Below are 16,116 nucleotides of genomic sequence, written 5' to 3'. Positions count from 1 at the left end.
CTCCTCCTTTTCCGTCCTCATCTATTACAAAAGATAGTAGTAAGCGAAAATAAAAATCAGCCCTCCGACGATCACGAAAAACGGGCTGGCATACTGCTGCCGCAGGCTCTGCTTGTGATACAAATAAATTTCTTCCGGATTATCCGGGTTGTAGCGCAAATCCACTTCGTCGCCGGCGACGATATCCCATTCGGGCGAGCCGAAGCCATACCGGGCCCGATAGGTCCGTTCGCCATCACTGAACTCGACGACGGGGAAATACCGGTCGCCGCTCTTCGATTTCTGCTGCTCAAAGCCCAGCAGCGTCCCCGTAGCGGCGGCCTTGCAGCGGCCGACAAGGCGGCGGAGCTTCCAGCCGTGATAGGTCCCGACGATGATAAACACTATGCCGATGAGAGCCGGCAGGTAATAAAATATGCTCATGAATGCGTTCCTCCTAAAACGACAGGTATCAGCGCGGCCCCTCCAGACGGGGCAGGCGTTTGGCAATGACATAGGCTAACACGCCGCCGGCTGCGGCCGTCACGATTTGAGGCCAGCTCATGACCAGCAGTATCATGTGCCGTACGGCAACGGGAAATTCCACATAGCTGAACAAGACATAAAAAGAGCCGTACACGACGGCGGCCTTGCACAGCGCCGCGCCAGCTAAACCGGCCGCACGAAACCGCCGCAGCCCATCGACGGCGAAGACAAAGGCGCAGTTTCCGGCCGCAACGGGAAATATGAAGGGCAAAAAAGGCAGCATCCCTTCCAGCCAAGCAAAGACAGGCGTCACACAGGCCACGACCAGGCCGGATTTCCGCTCGACGCTCCACACTGCCAGCACCAGGCAAGCGTTGACCAGAGAGCCGATGACAAACATGCTGACCTGCGGAGGGATAGGAATAAACAGGCGCAGCCCCTGCAAGATCAGCGTCGCCGCCAGCAGCAGGCCCGTCCGGGTAATGCGTTTCGTCATAGATTGATTCATACTGATACCTGCTTAATGCGTCAAAATTTGATATAATAAATACGTCTTTTTATTATACCATACTACACACATCTTATTGTATCTTTCGAGGTGCCTAATGTCAAAGCGATTTATTCATTCCATCAATTATATGCGCGGCCTGTGCATGCTCGGCGTCATCGGCATTCACGTCGGCTCCGTAGCCATTGCCAATCCGACGCCTAATCTGTGGCTCGTCGCCGTATTGGAAATCCTGTCGCGGTTTTCCGTACCGGCCTTCTTCTTCCTGTCGGCCTTCGGCATGTTCTGCAGCCAGCCCCTGAACCAGCCCTTTTCCTACAAAGACTACCTGCGCCGCCGCCTGCGGACAGTCTTTGTCCCTTATATCGCCTGGTCCCTGTTTTATATGGTGTACGTATCCGTTCTCAGTCACAATTTCAACCTGTTTCAGCCGTTGGCCTTCGTGAAAACCCTGTGGTATGGCCTAGCCATGTATCATATCTACTTTCTCGTCATCCTGCTGTGGTTTTACCTTCTCATGCCGCTTTGGCGCGGTCTGCTCCGGCAGATGGAAAAGGCGCCTCTCGCGTCGTTTTCTCTGCTGTTTGCGACCAACGTCGTCTTCAATTTTTATTCCAGCTATATCTGGACGGCGCCGACAAACTCGCCGTTCCTGCACGACGCCTTCGTATACCGGCTGAACTACGTCGTCTTCCATTACCTGTTCATTTTCATGTTCGGCGCCTTTATAGCCGAGCATTTCCAACAAGCCGTAGACTGGATCAGCCGACGCGGAGTCTTCATCAATGTCCTGCAGCTTGCCGCTACGGCAGGCATGCTGGCCGCCTACTACGGCGTCATGGATTACCTCCATTACGACGTCCTGTCCGCCGTCTTTACGGTCCATCAGCTCAGCCCTGTCGGCATGGTCTATACGGTCACGACGATCGTCTTCTTCCTGTACTGGCTCGAATGCCATTCCGTTCCGCCAGTCATGCACCGCCTCTTATCCATGCTGGGAAACTACTCCTATCCCATTTACCTGGTCCATCCCGTCTTCCTCAGCGCCTGCACCGGCCTGGCAGCCCATTTCCACCTGTACCTGCGGGCCGTCCACATCCTCGCCATCTATCTCATCGTAGCCGGCCTGGCCGCGGCCTACTCCGCCGTCGTCATGAACCTTCCCCTGCCCCGCTGGCTGTCGGTGTGCCTGAAAGGCAAATAAACCTGTCCTAAACACAGCAAAAAACAAAACTCCCCGCCGCGAATGCGCCTGCATTCCGTGACGGGGAGTTTTTATGCGTATGTAAGAAGGAGAGCCGAATTATTTCCGGCGTTCCTGACGTACCTTTTCCAATACGTCGTTGGCCATGCGGGCCCGCGCTTTGATGACGCTGTTGCCGTCTTTGATATCTTCGGGATAGAAGCTGCTCTTGTATTTGCTCTTCTTCGTCTTGGTAACCATTTCCTTGAGCTGGATCGTCTGGTCGTCTACGTTGTAGACGTACGTGCAGTAGTCCGTCGTATCGCCGGCGACTTCGATAGTTTCAAAGGTCAATACTTCACGGCCCATATCGTAGGAAATCTTTGCCGAATCCATATCGATCGTCGTGTATTTATTGTATTGCCACATATTATCTTTCGCTGCGAATGCCGTCGCTGAAATTGCCAAGGTCATAGCCAGAGCCAGTACGATTTTTTTTGTTTTCACCTGTATGCACCATCCTTTATTGCAGTATACTAATAAGATGATTATACCATGAACGCCGAAAAAAAAGAAGACACGGCCCGGCAGCTTTACCGATTATCTACCTTTTCCGGATACAAATCATGCTGGGACAGGCGCTGCCAAGCTACCTGCTCCCACGGTGTGCCTTTGCGGCCGTAATTGCAGTACGGATCGATGCTGATGCCGCCGCGGGGCAGAAATTTGCCCCACACCTCAATATATTTCGGGTTCATGAGGGCGATTAAATCGTCCATGATGATATTGACGCAGTCTTCATGGAAATCGCCGCGGTTGCGGAAGCTGAACAGGTACAGCTTCAGCGACTTGCTTTCGACCATCTTTTGGTCCGGCACATAGGAAATATAAATCGTCGCGTAGTCAGGCTGGCCTGTCTTGGGGCACAGGCTGGTAAATTCCGGACAGTTGAATTTGACAAAATAATCCCGGCCGGGATGCTTGTTGTCAAAGGTTTCCAGCAGTCCCGGGTCATAATCCTGACGATACGTCGTATGCTGACTCCCCAACGAAGCCAGCTGGCTTAATTCTTCACTTGTTCTGTTCATATATGCTCCTTATTGACACGATATGCCTTGGTCAAGGCGTGGATGAGAAATACGCCGCAGAGAGCCGGCAGAAATTGTCCTGCCGACAACGACGCGACGAGCATGCCGTAGGGAAGGCCAAATAAGTAGGACAGCCACAGGCTGACGCCCAGCGACGGAACCCACCAGATCGGCAGAGCCGCAAGCCAGACATTCCAGTCCCGCAGGCGGACCTGCACGATGAGCCACGTCGTCAGCCAGCCGACCAAACAGCCGCCGGCCATATCCAGCAGTCCCAGGCCGCCAAACAAGAAATTAGCGGCAAAGTTTGCAATCCCCATAGGCACGACCAGGAAGGGGTACACGAAAGCCAATGCATACAAGGCTGTGGCGATTCGGATTTGATAGGGACCAAAGGAAACGCCCTGCGTCACATACAGCAGGACGACATACAAGGCAATGACCATACTGGAAATAGTCATGCGTTTCGTATTTGCCAGGAAATTATACATCAGCGCCGCCTCCCTTCATTTCATTACAATTAAAAAACGGGCTCGTCCAAAGGCAAACCCGTCGGCATACATACATAAAAATTCATGTCATGTACAGCTTCCTAGTTTTGTTTACCGACAGGATGGATTGCGAACTGTCTTGTGAAATTATGGTACTACCAAATTACCTTGCCCAATACGTGATCCACAGGAACGGGGCCGATAAAGCGGCTGTCGCTGCTGTGGTTGCGGTTGTCCCCCATGCAGAATACATAGCCTTCGGGAATCTTGATTTCGTCCTTGCGGCTGTAATTCATGGGCTCGTTGATATACGGCTCGTCCAAGGGCTCGCCGTTGCGCCATACCTTGCCGTCGCGGAAGGCCAGCGTATCGCCGGGCCGGCCGATAACCCGCTTGACCCAGACGTTTTTCGTCTGCAAATCATGATTGAAAAAGGCCAGGTAATTGTTCATAGGCTCCGTCACATCGTCCTTCCAGGTCCGCTCGTACAGCACGCGGCTGTCGATAATGACGATATCACCGTAATCCGGCACATCGCCCATGACGTGCCCCAGCTTGGACACAATGAGGTATTCGCCGTTATGAAGCGTCGGTACCATCGATTCGCCGGACACGCGCGTCGGCTGGAAAAAGAAAATGTGAATGACCATCGCGATGGCCAACGCTATGATAATGGAATATACCCACTCATATACTTCATGCAAAATTGTATTCACAGCAAACCCTCCTTATGCACTGCATTTATTGTAACAAAGGGAGGCAGCAAAAGCAAGATGAGACGGCATACATTTCCACGCCGGGCCGACCAGGGATGATTCCTTTTCATCTTCAACGCCGCGCACCGCTCACGCCATCTGCTCCCACCACGCCGAAAAGGTCTGCCTGTCGTCGCCGATGCGGACGGCTTCGCCGATTTTGGGCGTGAGAAGCCGGTACGGTTTTCCTATGCTGGCAGCCGACAGGCGCTGGTACGGCTCAGCCCAAGGATGACGGCTCAGGGCGAATTTGCCGTTGTGCATTGACAGGACAGCCTTCGCGCCGACATCGACGGCTGCCTGGGCCGCTTCCTCCGGCATGAGATGGATACGGGCCCAGCGTTCGTTGTACTGTCCGTTTTCCATGACGGCCAGATCAAAGGGCCCTAAGGTTTCGCCGATACGACGGAAATGGCTTCCATAGCCGCCATCGCCGCTGACATAGACGCGCCGACCCGGCGTGACGAAGGCAAAGCCGGCCCACTGTGTCTGATTGCGCTTGAGCAGACGGCCGGAAAAGTGCTGGCTCGGCAGGACGTGCACCGCGAGAGCATCGGCCAGGGGAACAGCCGTATACCAGTCTTCCTCGTGGACGCGGGCCATGTCGAATCCCCACTGCTCAAAATACTCGCCGACGCCCAAGGGACAGATGATGTGCTTCGCCTTGTCCTTCAATGCCATGACGCTGGGATAATCGAGATGATCCCAATGGTCGTGGGAAAGAACCAGCACGTCCACAGGAGGAATGTCGGCAGCTGCATAGATATTGCTGCCGTCGAAGGCCCGGTTGATGAAAAAGGCCGGCGAAGCATAGCTGCTGAACACCGGGTCGACAAGGATGCGATAGCCGCCGAGGTGCAGGTACAGCGACGAGTGGCCCATCCAGACGACACAGTCCTCGTCGAGAGGCAGGGAATGCAGGTCCGTTTTCTGGGAAATCATCCGTCCTTTCGGCTTTAATCCTTCGGAGCTGCCGAAGAGAAACTCGGCCATGGCCTTGGCTTCTCCCCCTTTGACAGTCTGGTCGATAGGCTCCAAATTCTGAAACTGCCCGTCGTAATAATGAGGCGAGGCCAAGATGCGCTCCCGCCGCATCCCCGTCGGCAGGCGGCCGAATTCCGGCCGGTTTACATAATACGTACCGCCGAGGGCCAGGCCGGCTGCGCCGATTCCCATAGCTTTCAAAAACTGTCGTCTGTTCATCGTCTATACTCCATTTCTGCGTTTTTATTTCATTATACTCGTTAGAGTGAAGTTTAAGTCAAGCTGTTTCACTTTTCACTGCACATACAATTTTGACGAAACAACACAAGGAACGCTTCTCGAAATTCATAACCTATGTTGCCGACAGCATCATACCGGAAATTGCCGTCGTACACTACAATCCGGCAGCATACTAAAATAAAAACAACACACGCTGACGCCGCAAGGGACTCATTCTCTGCAACGTCAGCGTGTTCTCTGAAGTTTCTGAAAAAACAGACGCCTGCATTGCAGGCGTCCAGTTGTATTGCCATATACCATTAGAGTTCCATGCCGCCGTCGACGAAGCGGATTTCCGCTTTTCGTTCGCGGAAGTCCTCCTTTCGGCCGAAGGGCGCGTCGTAGATATCGGGCACGATGCGGTCGGTGACGGTAAGATCGCCCGGTTCCAGGCGGATGTCGTAGTTGCCGACGAAGAGGCCGGACAAGTCCGATCCTTGGCCGTAGAAGGCGCCGCCGTATTGGAAGCCGATGACGCCGGCGTACCACCCCGGCCGATATTCCTTAGAGGTATCGCTGGCAGACAAGCCGAAGACGACAGGGCCGAAGACGTCGCCGTTGACAAAGGGTGATACGCTGCCGGTATACAGTGCCGGCATACCGACAGGAATGGTCAGGTCATCGGCGCGGATCGTGAGAGCTGCCGGCGCGACGTGCGATTTGCCTATCGCCGTTACGGTCAGGGACGACGCATCCTTCAGTTTGTAATTGCCTAGAACCGAAGCGTCGAAGGTGACGCTCCAATCGTAGCTGCCGGTGTCGTTCGTCTGCCGCAGGCTGCCGATACCATCTGCCGCGCCGTCGGCGACGGCAAGACGGTCCCGAATACGCCGCATATCGTCGTCAAAGCCCTGCACGTCCAAGGTTCTCCCCTTGCCGTTCGTCGCCGTAAGGTGAAGGAAATCCTGGTAGTCCGGCACGATGCGGCCGCCGGCTCCGCCTCCATGCATCTGACTGTTTCCGTATATACGGTAAATATCATCGAGGGCCACGTCCAGCGTCGCCTTGTCTACAGAAATCTTGCCGCTGTCCGACGCCCAGGCGACATCATAGCCTAAGTTATTGGGAGCAAAGGATTCGCCATGGCCGCGGCTGATTTGAGCCGAAGCCAGCCATTCCGTGTAGTCCCTGGCATCGACCTGTCCCTTCGTATTGTACAGCAGGCTGCCGTTTCCATTGGCGGCAGTGGAAGCCGTCGTATGGTCGTAAGCCGCAAAGGGCGCATCCATGCCGTCGGGGCCGGTAAGGAAGCCCTTGGCGATAAGATCCTGAATGTCCAAATCCTGCTCCCGGCCAGTATAGGTCAGGCCAAGGTATTCGTCAATAGATATGGCCTTGCCGTCCATGACAGCCTTGTCCTTCATGGTCAAGGTCGTCAGGAATACCTTCAGGAGGGGCGTGCTGCTGCCGTCGTAGATCCGCCAGGTATAGGCAAAATCATAGCCGCCATAGGAGGATTTCTTCGTCTGCTGGAACGAAGGATCCGACAGGTCGTAGCCATTTCCGGCGGCCGTTCCCGCTCCGACGAGCGTCCCTGTGCCGTAGACATTAGCCAAGGTACCCGTATTGTCGCCGGCCACAGCACCGACTGCTCCATCTCCCCTTGCCTCGCCTGCGCTGTAAGCGTTCGACACGGTGCCGCTATTCGCCCCGACGATACCGCCGACATTCGTCTTACCTTGTACCGCTTCATTTGTACCGTCAGCCGTCATAATATGGCTGAATACCTGATTGATCTTGCCCGTGCCGCTGTTGCTGCCGGCAATGCCGCCGACATTGACGCTTCCTGCCGCATCGACAGCGCCGGTATTGTAGGCTGCCGTTATGACGCCGCGGTTCATCCCGACGAGGCCGCCGATATTTTCTCCGGCAGCGCCCGTATGGATTTCGCCTGCGTCAACGAGTTTATCCCCATCGGCATCCGTCCACGTGCCGACACTGACGACGCCGTTGTTGTAGACCTGATACTTGTAATAGCCGCCTTTGTCGTCGCAGCCGCCGGAAATCGACCCCTGGTTGTCGCCAATAAGTCCGCCGACAGTATGCTGGCCTGCGACCTGGGCCCCAGCGGTATTCACTGCCTGGGAGCGGGAAACCGTACCAGTATGGGTGCCGATAAGGCCGCCCACCGCACCCGTCGTCCCTACGACGGTGCCGCTATTGATCAAGCTGGAATCCGTCATAGCGCCGCCGTTTTGGCCGAAGAGGCCGCCGGCTCCGCCCTTCGTCGCCTTCACTTCGCCCGTATTGGACGCCGTAAGGCCGTTGAAGTCCGCCTGATTTTCCCCGGCTACGCCGCCGACGAAATCACTGCCTATGACGTTGCTGACATTGCCGACCTCTCCGGCCAGTGCGCCCTCATTCAAGCCGACAATTCCGCCGACGTACGTCGCGCCGTCAGCGTACACCTCGGCCTCAGTCATGGCGTTGGTAATGGTCGCGCCACGTTGATTGATTCCGGCCACGCCGCCGAAGTACCGGGCGTCGCCGCTTCCCGGCTTGACGTGCAGTTCGACGGTATTTTTGATATTTTCCAGCGTGCCGTCGATGCGGGTATTTTCGATGACGCCGCCGTCTTCGTTGCTTCCGGCTACGCCGCCGACATATTCGCGGCCGGTGATCTTGCCGCGGTTGACCAGCAGCGGCCCGTCGGCGCTGTGCTCGTCGCCGGTTGCGGAAATCACGCCGGTGTTGCTGCCGGCGATGCCGCCGACATAGCTGTCGCCCGTAATGGCCGCCGAGCTGTCGTTGACAATGCGTTCCATCTTGGCTTCGGCCTCATTTTTCCCTACTAAGCCGCCGATGTACTGATTTCCCATGATTTCGCCGTTGTTGCGGCCATTTTTTACGATGCCGCTGTTGTCGCCGATGAGGCCGCCTACGAATTGGCTGTCTGCCGTTCCCGTAATATGGGCGGCGTTGACGACGTTGGATACGGTCTTCCCTTCTTGATTGATACCGACAATACCGCCGACAGCGTCCTTGCCGCTGACGACGCTTTCGTTGTAAGCATTGTACATCGTCCCAGCGTTGATGCCGACAGCGCCGCCGACGTGGCTGCTGCCGGAATCGCCGCCGTTGGTCACGCCCAGGGAATCAATGCGATACACGCCGCCCTGATTATAGCCGACGACGCCGCCCAATCCGCCGTTCGTCGCCGTACCGTCTGTGGCGACAGCGCTGTTGCTGTAGCTGAAATCGACGACGCCATCGGCTTCATTCGTACCGGCAATACCACCGGCGACAGCCCCGCCGCCCTTGGCGATGACGCTGCCAACAGACTCTACGTCATAAATCCCTCGCTTGAAGCCGACCGTTCCGGCAGCTTCATTAAACTCAGCCTCGCCGTTCCTATTGATGCCGGCGACGCCTCCGGCGCTGCCCTGGGAGCTGACAGTGTTGCCGAACGTACGGACCTGCGTAATCGTACCCTTATTTACGCCAGCCACAGCCCCGGCCGTCTGGCTGCCGTCAAAGGTACTGCTGTAAATATGAACGTTTTTCACCGTGCCGGATTGGCCGATTTGGGAGAATACGCCGGCGTGTTCCAACGACTGCCTGTTGCCGTTATCTCCCTTCGCCGCGTCCAGACCGATGACGGCATGGCCCCGGCCATCGAAGATGCCCATGTAGCCGTCGCTGTCCGTTCCGATTGCCGTATAGCCCTTCAGGTTGCTGGCATTGATATCCCCTTTCAGGGCGTAGTTGTAGTTGAGCGCGTCCGTATCGCTTTCATTGCCGCTGCGGCCATTTTCATAATAGTCCTGAATGCCTTGCAGCTGCTCCGCATTGCGTACCCAAAGGTACATAAACGAATTGGTATGAACTCCTTCTTGCGAGGCAATCGATTGTCCGTTTACTAAAGCGTTCATGCGATTAAATGTATCTTTTAACTCCAATTGGTTGCCAAATTTCTTGAAGGTATAGCCGCCAGCCCCTCCATTGGCCGTTTCGTCCCATAAATCGACGGCAAATTTCGCGTCGCCTGACGCGGCGTTCAGGGCGATAGCCGGCCCATTGATATCGCTGAAATGCTTCATAAACTGGCTAAGGCCTGTGACCGAATCCGGAACCATTCCCTGCCGGGCCTGTACTTGGCCAATATGGGTAATGTCGAGGACGACTTCGCCATTAGGCCCTGTACTTTTCAGCAGCAGGTCGCCGCCGAGAGCCAGGTCGCTGTCGACGAATACGTCGCCCCGGCCCGTTACGGTCAGGCTGCCCTGCGTCGTAATCAGGCCATCCTGCTTATTGCCGAAATAGAGATGAGCATGGCCCTGACCGATAGATACAGGCTGCCCATTGACGGATTTCGTACCAGCTGTAATCGTAATATCACCGTTTTCTGCCGCCTGTTGATCCGTCGTGTAGGAAAACCAATTCCCTATGGCATTCATATCCTGCCCCGGATCGGATACAGCACCTTCTCCTGCGGCCTTCCACTGGGCATTGCTTTCTGCCGCGATGCCGGGAATCGCAACGGTCTCGCCCCCCGTTGCCGAGATCAGCGTACCGTATATGTCCACATCACCGGCTGTAATGGCAATATCACCTTTGCCGCCATTGCCCGTCGCCGTCACATCGCCATATACCGTAACCGTTCCGTCAGCATGTAGGGAAACAGATGAGCCGTACAAGGCCGCGCCAGTACCCAGCCCCAGGCCGGCCCCGTCCTTGGCATTCAGCGTCAGCGCACCGTCGCTGTACAGCAAGCCGCCGTAATATGCTGCATCAGCCGCCGTATCAACGCCATTTAAGGTCAGGCCGCCGCCGTATACAGCCAGCCGTCCTTCTCCAGACAGACCTAACTCACTCCAGTTAAACGTTACGTCCTGCTTAGCCTTGACGATGGTCAGCAGGGGATCGTAGGCTGTACCGTATTGTACCTCGTCTATTCCGTGTATCCCATCGGGATGAGCCGCCGTATCGCCGAAATACTCCGCCGACTTCGGCATAAAAGTATTTAGAATCGGCGTAGTCTGGTCTTCGTAGATACGCCAGTCTGTCGAAAAGTTTAAGTTTTTATAGAAATCCTTCGATTGCCGATCTGTATACGCAATTCTGGTACCCTGCTTATCATTCAGATCGGTAAATATGGATGTATCCTGCGGCGCAATGTAATATCCATTAGTTACAGTTGCCTTATCCTTATCATTAGCAGTTCCTATGCCATACAAACTTCCTAATCCTATTGTAGTGGAATTGCCATCAGCGTCAGCAGCATATAAATTTCCTGTCGTATATACATTGGTCAACGTGGCGGGACCGCGACCGATAATACCGCCAACAGAATTATTGCCTATCGTACGATTCTTTCCCTGATAGCTGCGAATCGTGCCTAAATTATATGCACTCTCTATGACTCTTGAAGTTTTGTTAGAACGAGAACCCGCTCCGACTATGCCGCCAACCGAGCTGGTGCCGCTACGATTGCCGCTAGGATCATTGTTCACTACGGTTATATTACCCGTATTAAAGGAGTTGCTGATTGTCCCACCATAAAAAAATCCAGCAATGCCGCCGACTACGTTATATCCGTTATATATATCGCCAGCATTATACGATGTATCTACTATGCCATTCAGGCGGCCGACAACGCCGCCGACATGGCGAGCATAATAGGTATAGGTCTTGTCGCCGATTTCACCTTTGTTATACACATTATACAGCAGGGCCTTGGCCACATTACCACTTTCCGTCGTATCGCCGACAACGCCGCCGATATTAGCAGCAGGCAAATTATCATCACGGCCAGCTGTTCTTGTCATATTGACGGTGCCTAAGTTATAAGAATCAGCGACTTCACCATAAAACATCATGCCGACAACGCCGCCGATGTTGATAAAGCCGCAGATATTCCCACTATTATAGCTTTCGCTGACAGCTGCCGCTGCCGTATCGCGCTTTATGTCATCCAGTTGTTTGGTACTGTCCCGATTCAGTTTGCCGATAATGCCGCCGGTATTGCCGGCTTTACTGGCCTTACTGACAGCCTCCTTCGAAGCAATCGGCAGCGAATGAACCGAGCCGCTATTGGCACTTTGGGTCACATATACATTGCCGCCGTTCAAATACCCGGCTATGCCTCCCATATTGCCGATAATAGTTGTTTCTGTACCCTCCGAGGTATTATCGCGCACCAATTCAGTGACAAACCCAGCTGCATTGCGCGCCCCCGTCGCCATGATATCGCCGCCGTCATTCAATCCAGACGCAATGGTATACGTCCCGCTGGCTGAACTGCTGCCGAAGTACCCAGCAACGCCGCCGACGTTATGAGCGCCGCGGACGGCATTTTCCCGGTTTCTCACAGCGGTAATATCCGTATTCACCGCTTTGCCAACAATGCCGCCGACATTTCCGGCAGCAAAGAAATCCTGACCCTCTTGGATATGACTGCTGATATTTCCATCATTCAGGACCTGACGAAGCCGGCTGTCCTGCGGTATCCCATCGCCGTCATAGGTACTGCTGGTTCCGGCGATGCCGCCGACATTTGCAGCCTGCACTGCTACTGTTTTTCCCTTAGATGGGGAATTATAGGAATGATATGTATAGTCTTCTGTCGCATAGCCTTCTGCATGTACATCGCCATGGTTTTCTGCATGCTGTACCGTCGTACCTTCCATATTCCCCACGATGCCGCCGACGTTATAGGCCCCGGTCACGTCCAGTCCGTTGTAGACACGGCCATCTGCGGCATGGTCATTGCCGATCTCAGAAAAGACAGCATGGCCGACTAAGCCGCCGACGTTGTACCCTTCGCTGGATACGTCGCCGATATTATAGCTCGTCCCTTTGATATCGCCGTGGTACAAATAGCCGATCAAGCCGCCGGCATTGCTGACGTTACTGCCGCTGCCGTCTGGGCTGCCCTTGCTGATGATAGTCCCCATGTTGACGAGATGGTCAAACGCCGCGTCGGTCTTGACGTCTGCCGAGCGGTTTGCTTCACCGGCATTCTTCACGGTGCCGCCGCTGTAGCCGACGATGCCGCCGACGTCGCTATGGCCCGTAACGGCTGCGCTGTTTGTTCCATAGCGGATATGCGTGTTGCCTACGGCTGCGCCGGCGACGCTGCCGACGAAATGACGGCCCGTAATGCTGCCGCCGACTAAGGTAACGCGGCTGATATCGGCCTCATGGGCTACGCCGAACAAGCCGACGTTATCCGTATCGCCCCGGTTGATCGTCAGGCCGAAAATGTTGTAGTCCAAGCCGTCGAAGGCGCCGTAGAAGCCATATTTGGCCGCGCCGTCTGCAGTGCTGACGGATACCTTTCCATCTGCGCCGACGCCGACAGGCTTAAAGCCCTCACGTGCTGTATCGCCGTCATCGTCGTGCCAGGCCGCCGTCCCCGTAGCGTCAATGCTGTTGCGCAGGGCATATTTCCCGCCGAGATTGGTGTCCATGGCCTGAAGCTGCCTGGCGTCTTCCACCCACATGTAGCCGCTGACACCTTGTACTTCGCCGTTTACCTGGACATTTGCAAAGGTCTTGTCCTTGCCTGCATAGGTGTGATTTGCCTCATCGTAGGCGTCGTAGCCTAAAAGCACGCGGCTGGCGTCGCTGGCCCTGACGACGAAACCTTCGTTCTTTTTATTGTCTTCGCTGCGCACCCGTTCCGTATCGATGACAATGCGCCCGTTGCTTTCAAAGGAGACGCTGCCGGCGTTGATGTTACCGAGGCTCATGAGCTCGGCGTCGGTACGGCAGTCCTGGGCGGCGTTCATGAACTCTTCCATATTCGTATCGGCCTGTATACGGCTCAGCATCTCATCTGTCAGACCGGCAGCAGACACATGCAGGCCGCCGGCATTGATCTGGGCGCTCGGGCCGATTTGCACGCCAGCCGGATTGACGACGTAGATATTGCCGCCGGCAGCGTTAATCGTACCGTAAATCTGCGACGCCTCTATACTGCCCTTGACGTAGTTCAGCGTATTGAAATTCGCCGCGTCGGCTGAGAAGTTGACGACGGCGTTGGCCCCGATGTTGAAGCTGTCCCAGGTAATGACGCCGGTTTTCCCGTTCTGACGGATATTCATGACCGGATTCGTCGCCGTACCGGCATTCTGATTTAATCCCGTATGGCCGCCCAAGACAGACGCCCCGCCGGCAGGCAGTTCGTTATTAGGTACGACAGCCGCGGCCCCATAGGCTTCGGGCGCTGCGTACAGTGCCGTCGCGCCGGCCAACAGGCACAGGACTATGCGGCGCTTTAAGTAATAATATTTCGTATAGGTATTCATATGGTACTTCCTCCACCATACAGCGTATCTGAAACAAAAAAAAATAAACTAAAACATTTTGTAGACCTGGAACCACCAGCGGTCGTCGTGGTCTGTCGGCTCCGACCAGTCGCGGCGGCCGTCGATCTTACGAGCCCAATCGAGCTGTACGTACCAGTCATTGGGCTTGCTGTAGCGCAGGCCCAGGCCCCAGCCGGACAGATGCTCGCTGTATCCCGCCGCCTTGTTATTGCCGTAGCCTTCATCGATAAAGGCCGCCGCTTCCAGACCTTCGACGCCTGTCTGCCGGCGGATTTCCACGCTGCCCAGCCAGCCGGCGTCGCCGTAGCCGTCGTTGTTTCCGTAGGCCCGGACGCCGTTCATGCCGCCGAGGTAAAACTGCTCGCTGCCATCCAGCGCCCGGTTTGCCAACTGCCCCTGAAAGCGGACGCGATAATTCCACAGGCCGTCATACCATATTTTCAGCAGGCTTCCCGTCAATTTATGGTACGCACCGTCATAGTATGCGCCGCCGTCCGTATCCATGTCGCCGTACCAATAGATCAGGTCGTATTGGGTAAACTCGTTCGGATAGTATTGGCTGCCGCTGAGCCCGGCATGCCAGACGTCGGCCCGCTTGCCGACCTTGAGCTCCGGCCAGGACGCAGCCCGGAAGCGGTAGCTGTCTTCCATATCCCGGCGGTCGTAGCCGTACATAGCCGTCAAGCGGTTCATGCGGTCCCGGTACAAGGGCGTCATGCCATAGAGGCTGATGCCCCGCGATCTTCCCAGGGAAGTATACAGGCTGTTCGTATGAAGCTCGTATTCGCTCTGGCTGAACGCCGCGCCGAGACGCGTGCCGCCGCGGCCTGCCGGCGTTTCGTAGCGGACGCTGTAATTCTTGACGTCGTGACTGGACATCATGCCGCTCAAGGTCACCTTGTCGCCGTCGCCGCCGGGATTGTTGATTTCCGTATGAAAGCCGTAGCGGTACCGGCCGGAGTAATAGCCGCCGCCATTGTCGGTAAAGACGTAGTTATTCCACACGGGCCGCCGCTCGACCTCCACGTCGACAGACGTCGTTCCCTCTTCCCTGCCGGGACGGAGGACGGCGCGGGCTGTCACGCCGGGCAGGTCGTTGAGATTATTCATCGCCAGCTCCAATTCCCTGTCGGTCATGACTTCCCCCTGTTTCAGCCTGTACAGATACCCCTGCAGGACCGAGTCGGCCACGTCTGACGTGTTCTGCGTAATGCGCACTTCATCATACGCTGCGACGTAAACCTTGATTTCCAGCTGCCCGCCGGCGATTTCCTGCGGCGGTACGACAGCCTGGGCTACGGTGTAGCCGCTGCTCTTAGCATACTTCGTAATGGCATCGGTCAGCTCTTTCAGCTCCGATACCTTGACGCTGCGGCCGCTGTAAGCGTTCACTATCTCTTTCAGCCTTCCTTGTTCGTCGGGAAGAGGAAATCCCGTCAAAGTAATCTGGCGGACAAAAAAAGCCGGTTCCCTATCCGTCCCCGTATTGCCGGGCAAATAGGCCTCAGACGTCGCCTCGTCGACTATGACATCCTGCCGGCCCGTCCGATTGTACGGATGAACCGTCACGGCTTCTTTATCAAACGTCGGTATAGGCGACTGGGCCAACGCCGGACAAGCCAAAGCCAGGCTAAACATCATCGTTGCATACATGATTTTTGTCATAAAGCATCCCTTTCTATGAGCTGAACCCACCGCTGCGCATATACTCGCAGCGGCTATTAAATAAAACAATTTATATATATAAGTATATATTATTCTAGATTTTTATTATCTAATATTGGTGCAAAAAAAATAATACTTTCATCATTCCCCAGCGACAAACCACTGTATTACTTATAATTATATATTATTCTATCATTGTATATTATTATTTTTTTACTATTTTTATATACATTTTATCATATATCATTTTCCCCTGTTTGCCAATAGCTTTTCTATGTAAATAATGAAAATGGTAAATTGCAAGTTGAATTTGAACAACCATAATCAGGAAACACACTCACTAGCATAAACTTCATCGAGGAATGCATCAAATAGCTCTGACGGCGTATGGTAGCCCAAAACACGCCGTGGGCGCTGGTTCAGCG

At 55.0% G+C, this 16,116-nt stretch carries 10 protein-coding genes; 1 reads left to right on the top strand and 9 read right to left on the bottom strand.

Features of this window, described 5'->3' with window-relative positions; translation table 11 throughout:
* Positions 1 to 24: 24 nt before the first annotated feature.
* Positions 25 to 423: a DUF3592 domain-containing protein gene (locus OCV58_RS05985; protein ID WP_154877256.1), complete on the bottom strand. Its 399-nt coding sequence runs from the start codon at positions 421 to 423 to the stop codon at positions 25 to 27.
* A gap of 28 nt (positions 424 to 451) precedes the next feature.
* Positions 452 to 973, bottom strand: a complete 522-nt coding sequence (locus tag OCV58_RS05980; protein WP_154877255.1) for an ECF transporter S component — start codon at positions 971 to 973, stop codon at positions 452 to 454.
* Positions 974 to 1,070: 97 nt separating this feature from the next.
* Between OCV58_RS05980 and OCV58_RS05975 the strand changes: the two genes are divergently transcribed.
* A complete protein-coding gene (locus OCV58_RS05975) occupies positions 1,071 to 2,177 on the top strand; it encodes an acyltransferase (RefSeq protein ID WP_154877254.1) in 1,107 nt (368 codons plus the stop codon).
* Positions 2,178 to 2,276: 99 nt separating this feature from the next.
* On the opposite strand, the gene OCV58_RS05970 is transcribed toward OCV58_RS05975, so the two are convergent.
* From OCV58_RS05970 to OCV58_RS05940, 7 genes are all read right to left on the bottom strand, one after another.
* Positions 2,277 to 2,663 (bottom strand): hypothetical protein, encoded by a 387-nt coding sequence (locus OCV58_RS05970; RefSeq protein WP_087477062.1) that lies wholly within the window; start codon positions 2,661 to 2,663, stop codon positions 2,277 to 2,279.
* A gap of 86 nt (positions 2,664 to 2,749) precedes the next feature.
* Positions 2,750 to 3,244: a preQ(1) synthase gene (queF, locus tag OCV58_RS05965; RefSeq protein WP_095630427.1), complete on the bottom strand. Its 495-nt coding sequence runs from the start codon at positions 3,242 to 3,244 to the stop codon at positions 2,750 to 2,752.
* Complete coding sequence (locus OCV58_RS05960) at positions 3,241 to 3,735, bottom strand: QueT transporter family protein (protein WP_154877253.1); 495 nt, start codon at positions 3,733 to 3,735, stop codon at positions 3,241 to 3,243. Before OCV58_RS05960 ends, queF begins: the two co-directional genes overlap by 4 nt.
* A 155-nt stretch (positions 3,736 to 3,890) precedes the next feature.
* Positions 3,891 to 4,451, bottom strand: a complete 561-nt coding sequence (gene lepB / locus OCV58_RS05955; RefSeq protein ID WP_087477065.1) for a signal peptidase I — start codon at positions 4,449 to 4,451, stop codon at positions 3,891 to 3,893.
* A gap of 129 nt (positions 4,452 to 4,580) precedes the next feature.
* On the bottom strand, positions 4,581 to 5,693 hold the full coding sequence (locus OCV58_RS05950; protein WP_154877252.1) for an MBL fold metallo-hydrolase: 1,113 nt from the start codon (positions 5,691 to 5,693) through the stop codon (positions 4,581 to 4,583).
* Between the two features lie 320 nt (positions 5,694 to 6,013).
* Positions 6,014 to 14,005 (bottom strand): filamentous hemagglutinin N-terminal domain-containing protein, encoded by a 7,992-nt coding sequence (locus OCV58_RS05945; RefSeq protein WP_154877251.1) that lies wholly within the window; start codon positions 14,003 to 14,005, stop codon positions 6,014 to 6,016.
* 48 nt (positions 14,006 to 14,053) lie between these two features.
* Positions 14,054 to 15,691, bottom strand: coding sequence for a ShlB/FhaC/HecB family hemolysin secretion/activation protein (locus tag OCV58_RS05940; protein ID WP_154877250.1), 1,638 nt, complete (start codon positions 15,689 to 15,691; stop codon positions 14,054 to 14,056).
* Positions 15,692 to 16,116 lie beyond the last annotated feature (425 nt).

The sequence above is a fragment of the Megasphaera stantonii genome (genome assembly GCF_025567065.1).
In the GTDB taxonomy this organism is placed as follows: domain Bacteria; phylum Bacillota; class Negativicutes; order Veillonellales; family Megasphaeraceae; genus Megasphaera; species Megasphaera stantonii.
The sequence above is the reverse complement of the archived record's forward strand: the minus strand, read 5'-3'. Positions and strand labels throughout refer to the sequence as shown.

Coding starts and splice junctions, on each gene's coding strand:
- OCV58_RS05945 (WP_154877251.1), bottom strand. CDS start 14,005: ATGAATACCTATACGAAATATTATTACTTAAAGCGCCGCATAGTCCTG.
- OCV58_RS05980 (WP_154877255.1), bottom strand. CDS start 973: ATGAATCAATCTATGACGAAACGCATTACCCGGACGGGCCTGCTGCTG.
- queF (WP_095630427.1), bottom strand. CDS start 3,244: ATGAACAGAACAAGTGAAGAATTAAGCCAGCTGGCTTCGTTGGGGAGT.
- OCV58_RS05960 (WP_154877253.1), bottom strand. CDS start 3,735: ATGTATAATTTCCTGGCAAATACGAAACGCATGACTATTTCCAGTATG.
- OCV58_RS05985 (WP_154877256.1), bottom strand. CDS start 423: ATGAGCATATTTTATTACCTGCCGGCTCTCATCGGCATAGTGTTTATC.
- OCV58_RS05975 (WP_154877254.1), top strand. CDS start 1,071: ATGTCAAAGCGATTTATTCATTCCATCAATTATATGCGCGGCCTGTGC.
- OCV58_RS05940 (WP_154877250.1), bottom strand. CDS start 15,691: ATGACAAAAATCATGTATGCAACGATGATGTTTAGCCTGGCTTTGGCT.
- OCV58_RS05950 (WP_154877252.1), bottom strand. CDS start 5,693: ATGAACAGACGACAGTTTTTGAAAGCTATGGGAATCGGCGCAGCCGGC.